This window comes from Sulfuritalea sp. (assembly GCF_017302275.1).
Taxonomy (GTDB): Bacteria; Pseudomonadota; Gammaproteobacteria; order Burkholderiales; family Rhodocyclaceae; genus Sulfuritalea.
This window is the reverse complement of sequence record NZ_JAFLDR010000001.1, coordinates 204979-226304: the sequence shown is the minus strand read 5'-3', so window position 1 is coordinate 226304 and position 21326 is coordinate 204979. Positions and strand designations below refer to the sequence as shown.

At 57.7% G+C, this 21326-nt stretch carries 14 protein-coding genes; 3 read left to right on the top strand and 11 right to left on the bottom strand.

What is annotated here, in order from left to right; genetic code table 11:
- Positions 1-430 precede the first annotated feature (430 nt).
- The 8 genes from J0M27_RS00835 to J0M27_RS00800 form a co-directional block, all read right to left on the bottom strand.
- The gene (locus tag J0M27_RS00835) at positions 431-1408 is read right to left on the bottom strand and encodes a DmsC/YnfH family molybdoenzyme membrane anchor subunit (RefSeq protein ID WP_294986509.1); all 978 of its coding nucleotides are present in this window, start codon (positions 1406-1408) and stop codon (positions 431-433) included.
- Positions 1409-1419: 11 nt separating this feature from the next.
- Positions 1420-2151 carry a 4Fe-4S dicluster domain-containing protein gene (locus J0M27_RS00830; RefSeq protein ID WP_294986508.1) on the bottom strand — a complete coding sequence of 244 codons (732 nt, stop codon included), beginning with the start codon at positions 2149-2151 and terminating at the stop codon, positions 1420-1422.
- Positions 2148-5111, bottom strand: coding sequence for a molybdopterin oxidoreductase family protein (locus tag J0M27_RS00825; protein ID WP_294986506.1), 2964 nt, complete (start codon positions 5109-5111; stop codon positions 2148-2150). The genes J0M27_RS00830 and J0M27_RS00825 overlap by 4 nt, the downstream gene beginning before the upstream one ends.
- Positions 5112-5133: 22 nt before the next feature.
- On the bottom strand, positions 5134-5658 hold the full coding sequence (locus J0M27_RS00820) for a CBS domain-containing protein (RefSeq protein WP_294986504.1): 525 nt from the start codon (positions 5656-5658) through the stop codon (positions 5134-5136).
- Positions 5659-5711: 53 nt separating this feature from the next.
- On the bottom strand, positions 5712-6707 hold the full coding sequence (locus J0M27_RS00815) for a bifunctional enoyl-CoA hydratase/phosphate acetyltransferase (protein ID WP_294986575.1): 996 nt from the start codon (positions 6705-6707) through the stop codon (positions 5712-5714).
- A gap of 72 nt (positions 6708-6779) precedes the next feature.
- Complete coding sequence (xsc, locus tag J0M27_RS00810; RefSeq protein WP_294986502.1) at positions 6780-8591, bottom strand: sulfoacetaldehyde acetyltransferase; 1812 nt, start codon at positions 8589-8591, stop codon at positions 6780-6782.
- Between the two features lie 238 nt (positions 8592-8829).
- A complete protein-coding gene (locus tag J0M27_RS00805; RefSeq protein ID WP_294986500.1) occupies positions 8830-9756 on the bottom strand; it encodes a LysR family transcriptional regulator in 927 nt (308 codons plus the stop codon).
- A 635-nt stretch (positions 9757-10391) separates the two neighbouring features.
- Entirely contained in the window at positions 10392-11645 is a 1254-nt protein-coding gene (locus J0M27_RS00800) for an MFS transporter (RefSeq protein WP_294986499.1), read from the bottom strand.
- A 198-nt stretch (positions 11646-11843) separates the two neighbouring features.
- Between J0M27_RS00800 and J0M27_RS00795 the strand changes: the two genes are divergently transcribed.
- Positions 11844-12635, top strand: a complete 792-nt coding sequence (locus tag J0M27_RS00795; protein ID WP_294986497.1) for an IclR family transcriptional regulator — start codon at positions 11844-11846, stop codon at positions 12633-12635.
- A gap of 167 nt (positions 12636-12802) precedes the next feature.
- Here the strand turns inward: J0M27_RS00795 and J0M27_RS00790 are convergent, their stop codons facing one another.
- On the bottom strand, positions 12803-14125 hold the full coding sequence (locus J0M27_RS00790) for an MFS transporter (RefSeq protein ID WP_294986495.1): 1323 nt from the start codon (positions 14123-14125) through the stop codon (positions 12803-12805).
- Between the two features lie 55 nt (positions 14126-14180).
- Entirely contained in the window at positions 14181-15782 is a 1602-nt protein-coding gene (locus J0M27_RS00785) for a choline dehydrogenase (RefSeq protein WP_294986493.1), read from the bottom strand.
- Between the two features lie 159 nt (positions 15783-15941).
- Between J0M27_RS00785 and J0M27_RS00780 the strand changes: the two genes are divergently transcribed.
- On the top strand, positions 15942-16796 hold the full coding sequence (locus J0M27_RS00780) for an IclR family transcriptional regulator (protein WP_294986491.1): 855 nt from the start codon (positions 15942-15944) through the stop codon (positions 16794-16796).
- 1282 nt (positions 16797-18078) lie between these two features.
- Positions 18079-18942, top strand: a complete 864-nt coding sequence (locus tag J0M27_RS00775) for a hypothetical protein (protein ID WP_294986490.1) — start codon at positions 18079-18081, stop codon at positions 18940-18942.
- A 980-nt stretch (positions 18943-19922) separates the two neighbouring features.
- Here J0M27_RS00775 and J0M27_RS00770 read toward each other — a convergent pair.
- The gene (locus J0M27_RS00770) at positions 19923-21083 is read right to left on the bottom strand and encodes an 8-amino-7-oxononanoate synthase (protein WP_294986488.1); all 1161 of its coding nucleotides are present in this window, start codon (positions 21081-21083) and stop codon (positions 19923-19925) included.
- Between the last annotated feature and the right edge of the window lie 243 nt (positions 21084-21326).

Genomic DNA, 21326 nt, shown 5'->3' with positions numbered 1-21326 from the left:
TGATCGACATCGCGGAGCCCTTGCACGTCCCTTCGCCATAGCGATGGCGGTATGACTGTCTGGGCATCGAGCAATCAGTAACAACCGACCGCTTCCAGGAAGTGAAATCTCACAGGCCGCTTTTCGGCAATGAATTGTGGAAGGCGACGGTCGCATCGGTGCCCAAAGCTGCCTGATGACGTCGGCAATTGCTATGGCGGCTTACTGATCACCAAGCTGCCGGTCGCAGGAACCATGCATCGGCCATCTACTCGGTCACTCCAGTTGCTCGGCAACTTCTGATCCAGCGACCGGCGTAGTCAATCCCCGGTGTCTGCTTTCACTCGGGCAATAATGTCAAACAAGTGAAGGGCAGGAAGGGCAGGGGAGTTGACCACTGTATTTTGAGTTGCTAAAAGACAACCCGGACGGGGGAGCATCCGTCCGGCGTTCAAGCGATCGATTGGTAATATAAATTTTGCGGATGATTGGCCTGGGCAAAGAAGTACCACCTCTCGGCCAGCAGGCCTGCATACTGCACCACGAAGGCCGCCACCAGCAGGCCGATGCCTCCCTGCATTCCCGACAACAACAACAAAAGCGGCAACGGAAACACCGCCAGCAGGAAAAACCACTTCACCCCGCGCAGCACCGCCACCGGCTGGCCGTGGAAGAACTCGCGGGTATTGAAGCTGCCGCCCATGAAGCCCTGGGTTTTTTGCGCGATCTTCGGGTGCTTGATGCCGATCGCAGTCTGCAGCGTCGATTTCGGCTTCAGGCGCGCATTGCGAACCAGCGAGGCTCCGCGACTCAGCAGACCCAGCACGGTGATGATCGCCGCCCAGCCGGCCAGGAAACCGACCAGTTCCGGCGCCGTCGCGGCGGCAAAGGCAGCGGCCAGCGTGAACCCGGATGCACCACCGAGCAGGATGTAGTTGACGACGGTCAGTGGCGAGTGCCATTCGGCGAGAAACTTCAGGCAGGCGTAGATCATTGCCGTACAGACGAACAAAGCGAAGGCGAGCAAGGTACCCGCCACACCGAGAATGGCACTGGGATCGACCGGAAGCCCGCCGGGCAGGGTCATCAGCACCGGATGCCAGTCCAGCCAGTGCGCCAGACCATAGAGAAAAACCACGCCCATAAAGGCCGGCAGCACGATGACTTCGCGCGAAAGCCACGAGGTGCGCCATTTGGTCGCGGTGCGCCAGGCGCGTTCGGGATGCCCGAGATGGAAGAAGGAGGCGACGAGGCCGGCAACCAGCAGCAGCAGCGCCAGCAGGCTGCCCTGACCGTAGAAGGCATGGGCGTCGGGTTGTGGCAGCAGCTTGAAAGCGGCATAGGACTGCGCCGTAAACAACGCCAGAAACAAGCCTTGCGCGGCGCCGATCAGCGTGGTCAGGAAAATGACAGAGAATGCAGGGTGCATGTCGTATCCGCTTACCAGGTAGTGACGTCGTCGAGGGTCGGCTCGCTCATGGCCGGACGCGGCAACTGACGGTCGACCTTGAGCGGATTGTCGGCGCGCTCGAGTTCGTCCTCGTGAATCGTAATGCGGGTCTTGCGTCGCGGCAGATAGTGATTGGCCGGATGGGTGCCCCACTCCGGCATCAGCGCATAACCGCCGCCCTCGCGGATGGCGATCGACACGGCAGACTGTGGATCATGGATATCGCCGAACAGTCGCGCCGAGGTCGGACAGGCCTTGACGCAGGAAGGTTTGCGGTCGTCCGCATCCATTGTCATGTCATAGATCCGATCGACACACAGGGTGCATTTCTTCATCACCTGTTGCTGCTCGTCCAACTCTCGTGCGCCATAGGGACAGGCCCAGGAGCAGTACTTGCAGCCGATGCACTTGTCGTAATCGACGAGGACGATGCCGTCTTCCTTGCGCTTGTAGGAGGCCCCGGTCGGGCACACCGGGACGCAGGGCGGATCCTCGCAATGCAGGCAGGACTTGGGGAAATGCACCGTCTCGGTGTTGGGGAACTCGCCGACCTCGAAAGTCTGCACGCGATTGAAGAAGGTGCCGGTCGGGTCCGCGCCATAGGGGTTCTGGTCGACCATCGGCCCGGCGCTGCCCGAAGTATTCCACTCCTTGCATGACGTCACGCAGGCCTGGCAGCCGACGCAAACGTTGAGGTCGATGACCAGGGCCAGTTGCGTCATTTCGACTTGACCCCGAGAAAGGCCAGAATGCTGCTGCGCATCTTCATTCCCGGATAGGGCTTCATCGGCTTGAACTGCGGCGATGTATTTTGCAAACCCGGCGCCGTCTCGCCAGCGCCGACTTTGTAGATCCTTACCCGCACGTCGTACCACGCCGCCTGCCCGGTGATCGGGTCGGAGTTCGAAATGCGCTGCGCGCCGGCCGGCAGCTCCTCGGAAATCAGGTGATTGAGCAAGAAGCCCTTCTGCGACTCATTGGCATCCGGCGTCAGGTTCCACGCGCCTGCCGCCTTGCCGATGGCATTCCAGGTCCACACCGTTCCCGGCTCGACCGCCTCGGAGTGGCGTGCCATGCAGCGCACCCTGCCCCATTGCGATTCGACCCAGATCCAGTCGCCGTCCTCGATGCCCTGCTGGCGCGCAGTAAGGGTATTCACAAAGAGGTAGTTATGGGTGTGGATCTGACGCAGCCAGGCGTTCTGCGAATCCCAGGAGTGGTACATCGCCATCGGCCGCTGCGTGACTGCGGCGAGCGGATACTTGTGCTTGTCGGTGACCTGCGCTTCGAGCGTGTCGTAAAAGAATGGCAAGGGATCGAAATAGGTGTCGATGCGCTTCTTCAAGTGTTCCGGTGGTTTGCGTGTCAGGCCCTTACCCTGGGCAGCAGTGCGGAAGCGCTGAAGTACTTCCGAATAAATGTGGATCAGGATCGGCTCGGCATAGCGCGTGATGCGGTTGCGCTGCGACCATTCGAGGTAGCCCTTGTTCCAGTTGCGCATGTACTGGTAGGACTTGGGCAACTCGTAGTGGAAGACGCAGTTGTTCTTCTGGTACATCTCCCACTGGTTCGGATTCGGCTCGCCGCGCAAGGACTTCTCGCCGCCCTTGCCGCGCCAGCCGGCGAGGAAGCCGATGCCGGAGCCCGGCTCGGACTCCCAATTGACGACAAAATCCGGATAGTCGCGGAACTTGCGCGCGCCCTCCTTCGTCACGAAGGCCGGCAGTTTCAGCCGCGTGCCAAGTTCGATGAGCACTTCCTGGAAGGGCTTGCAGTCGCCCGAGACCGGCACCACGGGAATGCGCACGGCATCGACCGGTCCGTCAAATTCGGAAATCGGCCGATCGAGCATGGACATCACGTCGTGACGCTCAAGGTAGGTGGTGTCCGGCAGGATCAGGTCGGCGAAGGCCGTCATCTCGGAATGGAATGCATCGCAGACGACAAGGAAGGGAATCTTGAATTCGCCGCTCTCATCCTTGTCGTTCAGCATCTGTCGCACTTCGGCCGTGTTCATGGTCGAGTTCCACGCCATGTTGGCCATGAAAATCAGCAGCGTGTCGATGCGGTAGGGATCGCCGCGCCAGGCATTGGTGATGGCGTTGTGCATCAGGCCATGCACCGACAGCGGATACTCCCAGGAGAAGGCCTTGTCGATGCGTACCGGGCTGCCGTCATCATTGACGAAGAGATCATCCGGGTCCGACGGCCAGCCCAGCGCCATGCCGTCGAGCGGCCGGTTGGGCTGCACCGCGCGCGGATCGTTGGGGGTGCGCGCGCAGGGCGGAATCGGTCGCGGGAAGGGCGCCTTGTGGCGGAAACCGCCGGGGCGATCGATGGTACCCAGCAGCGACATCAGGATCGCCATCGCGCGGATGGTCTGGAAGCCGTTGCTGTGCGCCGCCAAGCCGCGCATGGCGTGGAAGGCCACCGGATTGCCAGTCACCGTTTCGTGCTCATTTCCCCAGGAATCGGTCCAGGCGATCGGCAGTTCGATCTTCTGGTCGCGCGCGGTGACGCCCATTTCGTGCGCCAGGCGACGAATGCTCTCAGCCGGAATGCCGGTGATCTGGCTAGCCCATTCGGGGGTGTAATCCTTGACGCGCTCCTGCAGCAACTGGAAGGCCGGCTTGACCGGCGTGCCGTCGGCAAGCTTGAACTCGCCCAGCAGGTAGGGGTCGGCGCCAGCCTTGTGTGTCAGCACTGCGCGGTTGGTCGTGCGGTCCCACCAGAGCTTGTCCTGCGGCTCGTAGCAGGCCTCTTCGGTCGGCACCTCGGTGCGCACGAAGAAGCCGAACTCGTCGGTTGCTGCATTCACATTCACCAGTTGCCCGGCATTGCTGTACTGGACCAGGAAGTCGCGGTCGTACAAACCGGTGGCAATGATCTCGTGAATGATGGCCAGCAGCAGTGCGCCATCGGTGCCGGGACGGATCGGCACCCATTCGTCGGCAATCGCCGAATAGCCGGTGCGCACCGGGTTGATCGAAATGAAGCGACCGCCATCGCGTTTGAACTTCGAAATCGCAATCTTCAGCGGATTCGAATGGTGGTCCTCGGCAGTGCCGATCATGACAAAGAGCTTGGCGCGGTCGAGGTCGGGCCCGCCGAACTCCCAGAACGAACCGCCTATCGTGTAGATCATGCCGGCCGCCATGTTCACCGAGCAGAAGCCGCCGTGTGCCGCGTAGTTTGGCGTGCCGAACTGGCGCGCGAACATGCCGGTCAGCGCCTGCATCTGGTCGCGGCCGGTGAACAGGGCGAACTTCTTCGGATCGGTGGCGCGTATCTTTCCGAGGCGCTCGGCCAGCGTGGCGAAAGCTTCCTCCCACTCGATTTCCTCGAACTCGCCGGCGCCGCGATCAAACCCGGCCTTGCGCTTGAGCGGCTTCAGCAGGCGCGCCGGGGAATACTGCTTCATGATGCCCGACGAGCCCTTGGCGCAGATCACGCCCTTGTTCAACGGATGATCCGGATTGCCGTCGATGTAGCGCACCACGCCGTCGCGCAGATGCACGCGAATACCGCAGCGGCAGGCGCACATGTAGCAGGTCGTGTTCTTGACTTCCACGGCGGCAAGACCTGCTTTATCCGGCGCGATCGCCGAACTCGAGCGAGGAACCTGCAGATCTTGCGTGGCAACGTTGAAGCGCCGGTGCGCTGCGTCGGTTTTGCTTCTCATCTCAATGCCTGACCGGTCCCTGCTATTTGGCGAGTAGCCGCTTGATTTTTGCGAATGAGAATAATCCGCGTAACCGCCGCTGGCCGTCTGCCGTAGTTTCGACAACGGGCAGATGGGAAAGTCCCGTATTGTTGAAGATGTTCAAGATATCCTCAACGGTCGACCGCTCTATTTCCCATATGTCGGCCACTCGCCATTCGCCGATCTTCTGCATGATGTCCTTGACTTGAATGTCACTGCGGTCACCCCCGCAGAAATGGCTGTGCTGTTGCGGTTTTTCACCCAAAACATCGTGGGCAGTGAGCATCCCGACAACCTCTTGTTTCTTCTGGTTAACGACGAAGGCGCATCGAACTCCGGTGTGTTTTAGATGTTCCAGTGCATCGTCAATGTTGTCGTTCTCAAGAACCGTCACGGACGAGCGCGAACGAAAATCGATCATCACGGATAGTGCTTCGTCACCTTCGGACACATACCAAGGGTCTGCTCCAGGGATGGGCAGGCTAACGCACGGCACGGATTTCAGTTCCATTTCTTTAGTTGGCATCAGTTTCTTTCCTCTCTTCTGTGGAATTGGCTGGCTTAGTTGTACCCGGTTGCCTAGTCAGCGACTTTATTTCTTGCCATGGCGTTTGCTTGAATAATCGCCAGTGCGCAGGAAGCGACTCTGGCTTTGGGCGAGTCAGCACGGCTGGTAACAACTATCGGTACCTTGGTGCCAAGGACGATTCCTGCGCACTCCGCCTTGGCGACATATACCATCTGCTTGTACAACATATTGCCCGCTTCGAGATTGGGCATAATGAGTATGTCTGGCCGTTCGGCATGAGGCCAATTGATGCCCTTGATCTGCGCCGCTTCGAGGGAAATAGCTATGTCATAGCCCAGCGGACCGTCGACAACGGCGCCAGTAATTTGTCCTCGCTCCGCCATCTTGCACAGGGCCGCCGCGTCGATCGTTCCGGGAATCGCCGGATTGATCATCTCGACCGCCGACAATATGGCGACGTAGGGTCGCTCGATATTCAATGCATGTGCGACATCAACTGCGTTTTGCACAATGTCGCGTTTTTCGATCAAGCCTGGATTGATGTTGATGACACAATCGGCCATCAACAATAGCCGTGGCTGATCCGGAAGATCGAAAACAAACACGTGACTCATACGGCGGCTGGTCCGTAAGCCGCCTTCCTTGCTGACGACGGTACCTAACAATTCGTCAGTGTGCAGGCTGCCTTTCATTATTACATTGGCACTTCCCGAGCGAGACAGCTCGGCTGATTGTTGGGCAGCTGCTACGGGATCGTCTCCAGTTTCGACAAATTCCACTCCCGTCAGGTCCATGGCGCTCTTCGCGGCAATCGATTCGATCCGCTTTCTTGGCCCTATCATGATGGCTTGGATCAAGCCCATTTGCTGGGCCGAGATCGCTGCTTCAATCGAACTCGCACTGCACGGATAACACACGGCGACTCGCGGCGATTCCAACGCCAGCGCATCGGCAATGATCTTGTCAAGATGGGGATGCTTTTCCATTAATTGCCTCGTAAATTTTTTCTGCTGAACCTGCGGCGCCTGTCTGCCGTCGCCAACAATCTGACCAACGCGATCAATAGCCTCGTATCAACCGCGTTGGTTTGCTTTCGAATTACCGGAATCGCAAATGGATCAAACGTAATCCTTGTACTTTTCGAGGAAGCGGACGGGCTTGGCCAGGGCATCGCGACGGAAGGGATCGCCCAGCTCGCGGGTGCACATGATCTCTAGGATGCAGGTCTTGCCCTCGTTCATCTGCATGTCGATGGCCTTCTTCAGGGCCGGACCGACGTCTTCCAGTCTGTCCACCGTGATGCCTTCGGCACCCATGGCGCGGGCGATCTCGGCGAAGCTCTGGTTGTCGAGTTCGCCGGCGACGAAACGGCGGTTGTAGAAGTCGACCTGGTTCTTCTTCTCGGCGCCCCATTGACGATTGTGGAAGACCACGGCCGTGACCGGAATGTTGTGCCGAACGCAGGTCATGGTTTCCATCAGGCTCATGCCCCAGGCGCCGTCGCCGGCATAGGACACGGCCGGGCGATGCGGTGCCGCTACCTTGGCACCGATGATGGTCGGGAAGGCATAACCGCAGTTGCCGAAGCTCATCGCCGCGAAGAAGCTGCGCGGTTTCTCGAAGCGCAGGTAGCTGTTGGCCACCGAATTGATATTGCCGATGTCGGTGGAGACCATCACGTCGGCGGGCATGGCTTTTTCCAGTTCGCGCAATACTTGGCGCGGATGCAGGTAGTCACCGCCCTTGAAGGTCTTCTCCTTGGAGTTCTCGTCGATCATGTCGAGGCTGTACGGATCACGCTCGTGGGTCCATTCGTCGAGCTCTTTTTCCCATGCAGCCTTTTCTGTCTGGATTGTCTCGGCGCGTGTTGCCTTGGTCGCGTCGCAGGCTAGGGTACGGCCAGCCAGACGCTGCGTCAGCGCAATCGCTGCCGCTTTGGCGTCGCCGCAGATTCCGACGGAGATCTTCTTCACTAGCCCCAGCATCTTGTGGTCGGCATCGATCTGGATGATCTTCGCCTGCTTGGGCCAGTAGTCCATGCCGTGTTGCGGCAGCGTGCCGAAGGGGCCGAGACGCGAACCTAGCGCAATGACCACGTCGGCTTGCGCCATCAGCTTCATGGCGGCCTTGGAACCCTGGTAACCGAGCGGACCGCACCACAGCGGATGGCTGGCCGGGAAGGAGTCGTTATGCAGATAGCTGTTCACCACCGGTGCACCCAGGCGCTCGGCCAGTGCCTTGCATTCTTCGACGGCATCGGCCATCACCACGCCACCGCCGGAGATGATCACCGGGAACTTCGCCGTGGCCAGCAAATCGGCGGCCTCATTGAGGCTCTTTTCGCCGCCCGGGCCGCGATCCAAGCGCGAGGGCTTGGGAATTTCACAAGTGATGTCACCGTAGAAATAGTCGCGGGGAATGTTGAGTTGGGTCGGTCCCATCTCACTCATGGCACGGTCGAAGCAGCGTCCGGTGTATTCAGCCATGCGCGCGGGATGGGTGACATGGCCCTGATACTTGGTGAACTCCTGGAACATCGGCAATTGGTTGGCTTCCTGGAAACCACCCAGGCCAATGCCCGTGGTGCCGGTTTCCGGCGTCACGATCACGACCGGGGTATGCGCCCAGTAAGCGGCCGCGATCGCCGTGACGCAATTGCTGATGCCGGGGCCATTCTGGCCGATGGTGACGCCATGGCGCCCCGAAACGCGTGCAAAACCGTCGGCCATGTGGCCGGCACCCTGTTCGTGTACCACTGGAATCAGGCGAATGCCGGCAGGCGCGAAAATGTCCATCGCGTCCATGAAGGCCGAGCCCATGATGCCGAACATGTCCGTCACACCGTTGGCGACCATGGTTTCGACGAAGGCCTCGGAGGGGGTCATGCGGGTCGGGCCGACGGGGACGGTGCGATTGTCAGGCTTGCTCATCTGCTTATCTCCTAATAGATTATTAATTCTATAAAACGAAACATAGCATTCCGATAACTGGAACACGTGTAACTCTAAACACAAAAAAACAACTTGTCAACAAAAAGTATTACAATACGAGACATCATGTCTCACTAATACTGATAAAGGAGTCATCGCTATGGATAAGACAGCCACAAAAACTTTAGCGTGGTGACAGAAATGGGGTGCGTAAGCGCAATGAAGGCGGATGCTTAGGTCATCGTGACCGTATATTGTCTCGCCGTGGATGACACTCGGAGAACCGCTTCCTGACGAAGTCGATAAATGCCATTACATGAAGTGGTCGATACTTCATCGTCGGGAGGACCATCGACAACGTGCGGAAAAGTCGTGGTTTTAGTGGGATGGCAATGAGTTTTCCGAGATGCTGCTCCATGACCACGGACGCGTGCGATGCGATTGAATAGCCAAGTCCGGTTTCCAGTACGTCTTTCAGCGAACCAGGACTACCAACCTCCATCACGACGTTCAAATCTTTCGGGTTTATTCCAGATTTGCGCAAATAGGTATTGGTAAATTTGCGAGTTCCTGAACTGGCTTCGCGCGCTACATAAGGTTGGTCAAGTAGCTGAGACGGCTCAATTTCCATTGCGTTTGCTAAAGGGAAGTTCGGGCTGCAAATCACCATTAACTCGTCATCGCAGCACGTAATTGCATCCGAATCGGGTTGATCTAATGGGGACTCTACAAACCCCACATCCATTTCACGATTCGCGACCAGTGATCGTATTGATTCGGAATTCGCGACGACCAGCCGAGGCCGTATATTCGAAAAGGTTACTTTGACCTCAACCAGGAAACGCGGCAAAAAGAACTCTGCCATGGTCATGCTTGCTCCAATGACCAATGAGTTACTGATCTCACCCCTTAGCTCGCTTATTCGATTATCCAGCTCTGACGATAGACAAAGGATTCTTTCGGCATAATCAAAAACCAATGCACCTTGCTTAGTCAATGAAATACCGCCGTTATTACGGTCAAACAGACGTGTATTTAGATGCGACTCCAATTGAAGTACTTGGTAGGTGACGGAAGGCTGGGTCAGGGAGAGTACCTCCGCTGCCTTTGTAAACGACTTATGTGTGGCAACGGCGTGAAATACCTGCAGCCTATGGTCAGCCATAATTTATTTTGTCTGTACGATTTTATTGTGGATAGCGCACCAACTCGGTACTTGCGCTGCGGCGCAACTCCAGACTCCTCACTAAGCACTTCGAATTACAGCGCAATGGTGTCTGCATGAGCCTCCCCCGAATGGTCGTCACCGTCAATTTGCAATGCGGCGGTTACCATCTTGGCTATCGCGTGCGCGAGCTTTGTCCTGTACTCGCTTGGATGTGGCCAACTAAGGTCGCGGTCCGTGTGCATGGGTGGATCCGAAAGAAACCCAATACACAAGAATGGGGTTACGGCATCTATTGGTAGAACCAGTAAATCTTGGGAAGTACGATCGGAATCAGGTCGATCGCGGTGCAGCGTGAACGAGATATGAACGGCCAGATACGGACGCCTGTCAAATATGCTCGCCCGCTCAGGCCCATAAACGTGGGCTAGCGCGCTGCCACCGCAATAGCCGAAATTCAATTCAATTAACTTAAGTCTCATTTACTTTCCTGTTCTTGCGTCTTTCACCTTTGAAGGAAGAGTCAACTATTTTTGAAGGACGACAAGTAGTGGAAACTATGGTCGCTTCAAGAGTCACCCGAATATGTAAGCAAAGTGCGTTCATTTCGGCTACGGGCTAAGTGCAACTAAGAACTAATCGCAAGCTTTCCGCGTCGGATCAACGAATAAGGCGCAGAGCGCTCCTATGCCCAGCAATCCGGCGGAAATCAGAAATGGAATTTCGTAACTTCCTGTGCGATCAATCATCACTCCAAAAACTACCGGAGAAATCATTCCCGCCACGCCAAATCCGGTGTTCATCATGCCCCCAGCCGTACCGGCGAAACGTCCAGCTATATCGATCGGCAGACTCCAAAGAACGGCATTGGTCAATTCAAGGCAAAAGAACGATGCTGAAAGCAGCATTACGGCACTCATGGGATCATTCGCATAGACTGCCGGCATAATAAATACTAGCGCACCACCAAGGCCCAGTACCAGCATGATCCGCCGCGCAAGCTTCAAGTTGCCCGTGTGCTTGTAGATCTTGTCTGAAACGACCCCCCCCAGCGTATCGCCAATGACTCCCGCCATCAGAGGTAGCGTTGCAAACAGTGCCATTTGCTTCAGATCAAAGCCTCGTGCATCCTTGAGGTAGGACGGCAACCAGGTCAGGAATACCCACAGGGACCAGCCGTAGCAGAAATCGATGAAGGTCACCAGCCACATGCAGCGGATCATCCTCGCCCAGGGCGTTTTATGTTGTTCCACCTCTTTTGTTGCCTTCTCGTCGAAGCCGATTTCCTTTAGCTCCGCCGGCGTGATCCACTTATGTTCGACGGGCGTATTGCGGAACAACCAGACATAAAGCACCGTCCAAGCCAAGCTGACAGCGCCGAGGATGAAGAACGATTCGCGCCAGCCGGAATACGCCACAATTGCCAAGACAATCGGCGGGGTAACCGCGCCGCCGAGGCGTGCGAAGCTGTGCGTGATGCCTTGCGCGAAGCCGCGCTCCCCTGGGGGGAACCAGTGCGTCATGGCACGGGTTGCCGACGGGAAGGCACCACCTTCCCCGATGCCGAGAAGTACGCGAAAAACGATCAAGGAAGTCAATCCCCACGCGAAGCCCGTGAGTATGGTAGCCACGGCCCAGATGACGCTGAGAATTGCGAGAATGCGTCGCGGTCCAAACTTGTCGGACAGCCAACCGCCAAAGATCTGCATCGCGGCGTAGGGATAAGCAAACGCGGAGAAGATCAATCCGAGTTCAGTCGCCGTAAGCCCCATTTCCTTTCTTAGCAAGGGTGCGGCAACCGAAATATTTACACGGTCGACGTAAGCAATAAAGTACATCAAGCACAGCACCGCGAGTATCAGGTGGCGGACCTTAAACACCTTCCTCATGGTCGATCTCCTCAATTTGTTCTAGCGAGTCCCCTGCGACTTCGAGCACATGGGCCATTTTTCTTGGTTCAACAGCTAGACTCATTGGAGCAAACAAAACAAGACCATGGGTCTCGTTTAGAGCGATAAGTGATGCATGCAATCGTCTAATTCCGATTTTGTTATAATATTTGTCCCGTTTTAACAGCAAGGTGATGCATGGGAGCCAACCAGGAAAACTCTGCCGCCCTTCGAACGTTTCGCATACTCGAAACTCTTGCCAAATCTTCGCGACCACTGTCGCTGACGGAGATTGTCGACCAGATCGACTTGCCCAAACAGACGATTCACCGCATCCTGACGCAAATGCAGGAAAGTTGGCTGATAACACGTAGCCCCGGTAGCCGCAACTACACGTGTTCGAGCCGTGTGAATCGCTTCGCGTGCAATGTCATGCTCAATTCGGGCGCTACAGCAGCGCGGAATGCAATTCTTAGGGACCTCGTCGAACAAATTGGCGAGACCTGCAACATAACGATGCTGAGTGGAACGGAAATCGTTTATGTCGACCGGGTTGAAACAAAGTGGGCATTGCGCGTGCACCTTCAGGCCGGATCGAGGGTACCACTGCACGCTACAGCGTCGGGTAAGCTACTCATGAGCCTGCTACCAAAGGCCCAACGAGAACGACTGTTGCGAACTTTGCCGCTAGCAACGATCTCACGACAGTCAATTACAAATAGAGCCGCATTGGGCAAGGAACTGGAGCAAACGCGGCGTAGGAGGATTGGCATCAATAATCAAGAAAACCTGGAGGGGATCATTGCCGTCGCTGTGCCGATCATGCTTGACCGCAACCGCGCCTGTGCTGCGGTAGCAGTGCAGGCGCCAATCTCGCGCATGTCACTCGAACAACTTCTAGCCCATGTGCCAGCGATGAATGAAGCCGCTCAACGCCTGAAGGAGACGTTCGCCACCGATAGCAAGGTTCCGGCTCGCAACTGCGTTTGAAGGATTCATCAGCGCGATACATCATCCCCAAGCAGCAAAGTTGCCCATCCGGCTGTGGTCTGTATCACGATGTGCAGTGGGGTATGCCATGCGGTATCAGGCTAACTGGAACCCGTGGCGGCATGGCACAACTCCGCCACGGGTTACTAGTGCGAAACGCGTCTAACTCAAGCTGATTGAGCAGCCAGTAGTTCGGTATCCCTGCGCTTTCGCGCTCCGATCCAGGCTGCTGACACAGCGCTTATAACCGCTGCGAACATGACATACGAAGCGATAAGCCAAGGCTCGCCGCCGCCCTCCTTGAGCAGGTAGGTTGCGATGATCGGCGTAATGCCGCTGGCAAATATCCCCGAGAACTGATAGACGAACGAGATGCCGGAATAGCGTACCTTGGCGTCGAACAGCTCGGAAAACAGCGCCGCCTCAGGTCCATAGACAGAGGCGTAGAACACGCCGAAGGGAATGATGATTGCGAGCCAGATGGTCGTCATGCTGCCACCGCTCGTCTTCATTAACCAGAAGCCCGCGAAGGCAGACAAGCCAGTCAGCAGCGAGCCCCAGAAGTAGATCCGCGTGCGTCCGATCTTGTCCGACAGGGCGCCGAAAAGCGGTATGGTGATCACCATCACCATCGCCGCCATCATGACGCCCAGCAAGGCATCGGTCCGGGCGATTTTCAAGGTCTGCGTCAGATAAGCTATCGAGAACACGCCGAAGATGTTGAAGAACACGCCGTCGATGTAGCGAGCGCCCATGCCCGCCAGTACGTTGCCTGGGTACTTGACCAGCACTTCCTTGATCGGAAGTTTGACTTCTGCCCCCTCTTTCTTGACTTTCGAAAATTCGGGCGTTTCCATCACGTTCAGCCGGATATACATGCCTACCGCTACGAGCAAGATCGACAAAATGAAGGCAACGCGCCATCCCCAGGCCAGGAACTGGGCATCGGTGAGCAGATAGGAAAGCAAGGCAACCATGCCGGAGGCCCCGCAGAGTCCCAGCGCCAGACCGATCTGCGGAATGCTGGCGTATAGTCCGCGCTTTTCTTTCGGTGCATATTCAAATGCCATCAGCACGGCGCCACCCCATTCGCCACCGAGGCCGATGCCTTGGGCGATGCGCAGAGTCAGCAATAGTATCGGCGCCCAGATGCCGATCTGCTCATAGGTCGGTATGCAACCGATGAGAACGGTTGCCACACCCATGATCGTCAGCGTCATCACCAGCATGGCTTTTCGCCCGAGTTTGTCGCCAAAGTGGCCAAAGATCACGCCACCAATCGGACGACTGAGAAAGCCGACCGCAAACGTTCCGTACGCGAGCATGGTCGAAACCAGCGGATCGGAACCTGGAAAGTAGAGTTTGTTGAAAACGATGCCCGCCACGACGCCGTAAAGGAAAAAGTCATACCACTCAATAGTTGCGCCGATGAGGCTGGCCGCGACCACCCGTCTTACAGCCGTTCTTTCCTGCTGCTGCAATGTACTCATGTGTGTCTCTCCTCCGTTTGTTTAAGGGGCGGGCTTGTTTGCCCTGGTATAACTGTTACCGGATGAAGCGATCTGCCAGAATCATGTCGGCTGCCTTCTCCGCGATCATGATTGCTGGCGCGTTGGTGTTACCTGAAACGATTTCGGGCATGATCGAGCAGTCGACTACGCGCAGGCCCGTGATGCCATGCACCCGCAGGCGGGGATCGACCACCGCCATGCCATCGATTCCCATCTTGCAAGTGCTGGTCGGGTGGTAGATGGTCTGGCTGTAGCGGCGGGCGGCATCGAGCAATTCGGCGTCGGACTGGAATTGGGCTCCCGGTACGAACTCCGAAATAATGTGTGGCGCCATGGACGGTGCCTGCGCAATGCGGCGGGCGACCTTGATCCCGCCGATGACCACTGGATGATCGCGTTCATCCGACAGGTAGTTGGGATGGATCGCCGGGTAGGTCTGCGCATCGGCCGACTTGATCTCAATGCGGCCACGGCTGTAGGGACGCAACTGGCAGACCGACGAGGTGAAGGCCGAGAACTTGTGCGCGCCTTCGCCCGGCTTGTCGGCACTTAGCGGCTGCATGTGGAACTGGATGTCCGGGCGCGTCACATTCGGCCCGGAGCGGGTGAAGATGGCGACCTGGCTGGCCGCCAGCGTCAGCGGGCCGGTGCGGTTGAAAGCGTACTGCATGCCGACCCACAGTTGGCCGAGATAACTGTTGACCTCGTCGTTCAGGGTCCGCTCGCGAGTTTTGAAGACCAAACGTATCTGTAGATGATCCTGCAGGTTCTCGCCTACGCCGGGTAGCGCATGCACCACTTGAACCCCCACCTTGGCAAGGAGTTTTGCGGGACCCACGCCTGAGCATTGCAGCAACTGCGGCGAACCGATGGCGCCGGCAGCCAGAATCACTTCCGCGGCCGCGCGTACTTGATGGCGTTCCCCGCCTTGGACATACTCAACACCGATCGCGCGCTTGCCCTCGAACAGCACGCGGGTGGTTTGCGCTCTAGTCTTGACGATGAGGTTGGGGCGCTTGCGGGCAGGCCGCAAAAAGCCACGGGCCGTGCTCCAACGGAAGCCCTTGTGGGCGGTCTGTTGAAAGTAACCCACACCTTCTTGTAAAGCACCGTTGTAGTCCTCATTGAAGGGAATGCCGATATCCTTGGCGCCGGCAATGAAATGGTCCGCAATTGGACGGCGCAGCCTGAGATCGGAAACCTTCAGCGGGCCGCCGACGCCGTGGAACTCGCTGGCCCCGCGCTCCTGATCCTCAGATTTCTTGAAGTAGGGAAGGACTTCAGCGTAGCTCCATCCCGGATTTCCCAGTTCAACCCAGCGGTCGTAGTCTTCGCGCTGACCGCGCACGTAGAGCAAGCCGTTGAGTGAACTCGAGCCGCCCAACACCTTGCCCCGTGGCCACTGGAGCTGGCGATTGGCAATGCCTGGATCCGGCTCGGTGACGTAGCACCAGTCCAGCTTGGGGTCGTGCATGGTTTTGAAGTAACCGACCGGGACGTGAATCCAAGGATTCCAGTCCTTGCCGCCGGCCTCAAGTAGCAGCACTCGGGTGCCCGGGTCTTCCGACAACCGGTTGGCAAGGACGCAACCAGCCGAACCGGCCCCAACCACGATGTAATCAACCTCCAACGACATGAAATCCTCCTCCCGGTGTTTCCGGCCTAGACGAAAATTCAATATTCACATCTGCCAGAACTAGCTGCATAAATGAAACGTTTTGTGCCAATATTCTGGAACGCGACTATCCAAGAGGCAGAAACAAAGCACAACAACTATTTGCATCGGAGGCGAAGAATGAAACGAAATCCTTTACCGGCGAACCAATATCGCGCTGCAGCATGGGTGGAGCCGGAATCCAGCGACAGACAAGAGGCAGATCTGGACGAAGGGAGCGAGGACGTCAGGCGGCTGCGTCCATTGACGGTCTTGGAGCATTTGAGCGAGGCGTCGCAACCGCTGACGTTGGCGCAACTGGCCGGCATGATGCGGGTGCCCAAAAGCACCTTGATGCGCCTGCTTCGCGCTATGGAGGTGCAGGGCTATGTTCTGTACATGCCGGCGGATAGGGGATTTGTTACTGGCAATCAGTCGACCACACTTGCACTCCGACTGTTGCGTGGCTCCAATATCCGGCGGGAATGCCGTGCGGTACTGCGCACGCTGGTGAGAAAGCTAGGTGAAACTTGCAATCTAACGGTGCCCGATGCAGGGCGCGTGCTCTACGTTGAACGCATCGAGACCACAGCGCCACTGAGAATGCATTTGGAGCCCGGCACGTGGGTGCCAATGCATTGCACTGCAAGCGGCAAGCTGTTTCTTGCTTCCATGTCACTTCTGGACCAACGGAGTGTTCTTGCGCATCTGCAACTGACCAAGAACGCCCCTCGCACCATCGTGGCCCCAAAAGAGCTCGAAGCCGAACTTGCCAGGATTGCCAAACGCGGCGTCGGTATTGATAACGAGGAGTTTGTGCGCGGCATGGTCGCCGTCGCCGTCCCGGTACGTGGAGATGACAACAAGTTGGTGGCTGCGGTTGCCTGCCACGCGCCAACGGCGCGCAGGTCACTGGATGAACTGCTGGAAGGGATTCCGGAAATGAAACGCGCAGCCGAAGAAATAAGGCTGATCCTGTTTTCCAATGGGACCTAAGCCGTGTCCTCTGAATGGCGAATCGTGCAAGCTATAGCTTGTCGTGAATTCAAGCAATCGACATACATTGAGCGGAAAATGATCGCTTGTTCCCAGTGGCGACCATCCGCTTTGTGGAAGCGAAAGTTGGCAATCGGGGGATAATGTCAAACGCGTCTGTTGGAATTTCTCTGAAGCAGACATTGGTCCTGGCCTGATAAACCGCATTCGGTGACGCGCGAGCGCCCGGGGTGGCCGATGAATCGACTGAAGACCATCAGAATCGAGAGGCGGGTTCGAATTCAGTTAGCCGCCGTTCGTGTCCCTCGATTGTTTGCAGCCGCAATGTCCCCTCGTGGCCGGCAGCGTGGGGTCGTCAATGACCGCACCGGAGCATCCTAGTTCGCATAGCCTGCGTTTCGCTGACTGGCTGCTATCGGGAAACCGCGACGGCCGTTATGGGCACCAACGCGACTGTCGCGTTTCAACATTGATTGCCGGAAAGCGGTCAGCGAAATTCGATTTCCTGGAAGCGGCCACTCGTTACCTTGTGCAACGTGCCCTCTGCGGAATTGACCAATGGTGAAAGCTGACCCTCAACGTTATATTTAAGTGACGGCCCGTCAGGGCGGTCCGCCTAAACGAATGGTTAGCGCGATGCTAGCCGAAGCTACAAATGCGCGCTGCCGAACAGACACGCAACCCGTCAGTTCCTATCTTCGTCACTGGCTGGCACCACCAAGCTCCTCACCTGCGAGGCGCCGCGAAATGCCATTCCCCGCCAAGCCGATTTTAGGAGTACGACAAATGAACCAAGCAATGATGGCTAGCCACGCGAACCACATCAAGGAAATGCAACCTTGCATAGATGCATGTAGTCACTGCCACGCAACATGCCTGCATACTGCCATGGTTCATTGCCTTGATACCGGAGGCAAACACGTTGGCGCTGACCATTTTCGATTGATGATGAACTGCGCCGAAATCTGCCAAACTTCCGCCAGCTTTCAGCTGTCTGGCTCATCGTTTCATAAGGCGCTTTGCGGAATCTGTGCCGACATTTGCGAAGCTTGTGCGAAGAACTGCGAAGCAATAGGTGACATGGAAGATTGCGTAAAAGCTTGCCGTGATTGTGCAGCGAGCTGCCGGAAGATGTCTACCAAGAAGTGATTCGTTTCCTCCAACGGCATGAATGATTATCTGGCCTTATGAACGGGTATCCCCTCTACCGCCCGAGACCGACATGTGAGGAACGTGCTGACCGAAACGGTGTCTGACCTGCACCTTAGTCGGGAGACCCGCTATGCACGCAGCACACAGTCTTCACCAGAGCTTCATTATCTCCACCATCTTAGGAGACCACGCACACATCAGGGAATTGATCGGAGCCAGCTCGCGATCGAACTGTAGGGATGTCGCTCTGCTCGCGGCCGCCGAGGCTGCGGAGCTGCACGAGATGTCCGAACCCGGCTGGTTCTCCGTGCTGGGCCTCGGCCGTCCTCCGACACGATGCGAAACCAGCGCGCAAGACGCCCTCGCGGCCATGACCGAGTTCCAGAACGCGCGCCACTCCGCAGGCTCCGACCACGTCGATGCGTTAGCCCAGGAATGCCAGGAAATGGTCCTCGACCATCTGCACGGCGAAGAACGTTGGCTCCGGTATGCGATGGATTGGGCCGACGTGATCGAACCTGAGGCGGCGAGTGCGGCGACTGCGGCGGCCATGACCGAGGAACGGTTCTTGGCCGATTCGGGATGGCCTACATCGAACAGGTTCGATTACGGGACCCTGGAATGGCGGGCGGCCGTAGCCGACCATGAAATCCTAAGAGCCGTTGTCCGAAAAACGTACGATGGCATACATATCCACGTAGACCGAGCCGTGCAGTCACCGGGGGCGGAAGGCGTAGGCACAGTCCGTCGCAACATCCTGTCCGCATTCGCGAACAGGGACGAACCGGGGACGTTGCGTTTCACGGTGTCGCGTCTCGACACGCAGCCGTGCAATCTGCGACCCGCCGACGCGCTCCAAATCATCACTTCGCTGACGCGCGGGATGGGTCCCGTGTCGTTCAGGACGCACGGAACCGCGTCGGCCCGCTCCGCCCTGGCGCCCACGGGAATCGGCCGGTCGCGTCATGAAGAGTTTTTCGGGCCGCGCGTGTAGCCCGTTGTGGTAGGCATAGCCTATTTGCAAAAACTTTTTGTTGGCTAGCGCCAGTCAGCGAACGCCCTTAGGGAAGCCCCGAACAGGTCAGCCGAGAATTCGTACCTTGAATTCTCCGCACCTGTCACTGTGTGCCGCAGCCAGATGCTCACTCGATACAACCTGTGCAACAATCTGCATCTTACTATGCACAATGCATGTAAGCTATGCAAACATGAGCGGCCGTTCGGAAGGGGATGTGCTTCGGGACTCGAATGGCAGCTCCTGGCCGGGTTGAGGCAGAGCCGACATGAACCTGCTCGCCGAATACCAGCCGTTCGACCGGGCCAGGGTACGTCATCACTATTGAAATTGGATAGCTACGTCGACCGGCCGGTTATGGCCGGCAACTGCCCCCGAGCAAATATACGCCAACGGCGGGAAAGCGCCAGAATGCCGACCTTCAGTTAAACATATCCATAGAGCATAGCCAGCGGCCGCTTCCGAAAATCCGAGTTACCTGCGAATGACCGCTCTCGATTTCCGCCAGCGGCAGGTATGGGCACCGAGCACGCGTTGATTTCTGCAAGCTCGCCGCCGAATTGCTGCCGCTGAGTCCCGATGCCAAGTAGCTGCCGGTGGTCACTGGGTCCTGCCGGCCATGACCGGCCGGTGGTGACTCTTCTCCATTGCGGCCATTGATTTGCCTCGGCCACTCGAATGCTGCCATTCAATAAGGGCCACCGGTCTTGTCGGTCCGAACTTTGGCTATGCAGCGACGGTCTGACAGACCGGTGAAATTTATCCCTCTGCCTTCGGCAATTAACCTTTGACGACGATGAATTTTGCGATTCGAACCCCTTTCAGCACCTGGGACCCGGATTTCAGCCGGTTCCCAGACTCCGTTGAGGGGTTCAGCAGTGCTTGATTTGCATAGAAGCTGGCCTTCGGCGAGTGAATTGACTGGTTACCCCAACCACTTTCGCCGGTCGAAGTTCGGGCTAGAGGTTCTTTATCGCGTCAAGAAGCCGGGTCATGTCCTTTTCGCTGAGGTGGCTGCCGAGCGCGAAGCGCAGCCGACTGGTTCCTTCGGCCACCGTCGGTGGGCGGATGGCCACGGCCAGGATGCCGGCTTCTTCAAGGCGCTCGGCGGCCGCCAAGGCAGCGGTTTCGCTGCCAATGACGGCGGGCACGATCTGGGTCGTCGAGCCCAGTGTGGCGAGGCCCGCGGCGGCAAGAGCCTGGCGCAGGCGTTTGGCGTTGTCGGTCAGACGGTGGCGGTCGGCATCCATGCCGGGAATCAGTTCAAGCGAAGCATCGACGGCGCCGAGTACTGGTGGCGGCAGCGCGGTGGTGTAGACGAAGCCGGAACAGCGGTTGGTCAGGTAGTCAATCAGCGCCCGCGAGCCGGCGATGTAGGCACCAAAAGCGCCGAAAGCCTTGCCCAATGTGCCCATAACGAGGTCGACGCCCTGATCGGCCGCCAGTCCCCGGCCGCCGGGGCCGAGCACGCCGCTTGCATGGGCTTCGTCGACATACAGGGCGGCACCATGGCGCTCGGCCAGCTGAACCAGGGCTGGCAGGTCGGCGCGGTCACCATCCATGCTGAACACCGATTCGGTGAGAATCAGTTTGCGGCCGCTGTGCTTTTCCAGAAGTTCCTCAAGATGGTTCAGATCGTTGTGACGGAAAACCGAGAGCGGCGAATTTGCGGCTTTTGCCATCGTCGCACCATGAATGATGCTGGCGTGATTGAGTTCGTCGGAGAAAAGTGCAGTCTCGCTAGCACTGACTTTTGCGAGTGCGGGAATTACCGTGGCGTTGGCCTGGAAGCCACAGGAAAACAGCAGCGCGGCTTCGCAGCCTTTGAAGGCGGCGAGTTTCTCTTCGACCGCCAGGGTGATATCGCGGGTGCCGGTGATAAGGCGCGAGGCAGGCGCGCCGGCACCGTGGCGCTCGGCCCATTCGGCGGCGCGCGCTTTGACCAGCGGGTGCTGGGACAGACCGAGGTAGTCGTTGGACGAGGCGTCGATCAGGACACGGCCTTTGGAATCTCGCAGGTGGCCGTGTTGCCAATGCACGGGTCTCAGCCGGCGGCGGCGGTGGACGGCGTCGAAGCTGTCGAGGCGAACTTGCAGAAGGGTATCGAGGGTATTGTCCATAGGAAGCCTGCCGCGGGGTCTATGAGCACGCTTTGCAAGACAGTAGAAAGGATCTGATGTCGCTGGCGTTGCGAACCTGGGCCGTATCAAGTTCCGGTAAATGTTGCACTGGATATTTCCATATTCGTCTGGCTTTCAGAGAAGGCGACCATCACGTTCTGTCACGCGTATAGCCCTAGTGCTCAGCCCACCTGATTTCTGCAATGTGCGACGGGGCCATCCAATCTTGGTCTTGGCCCCATA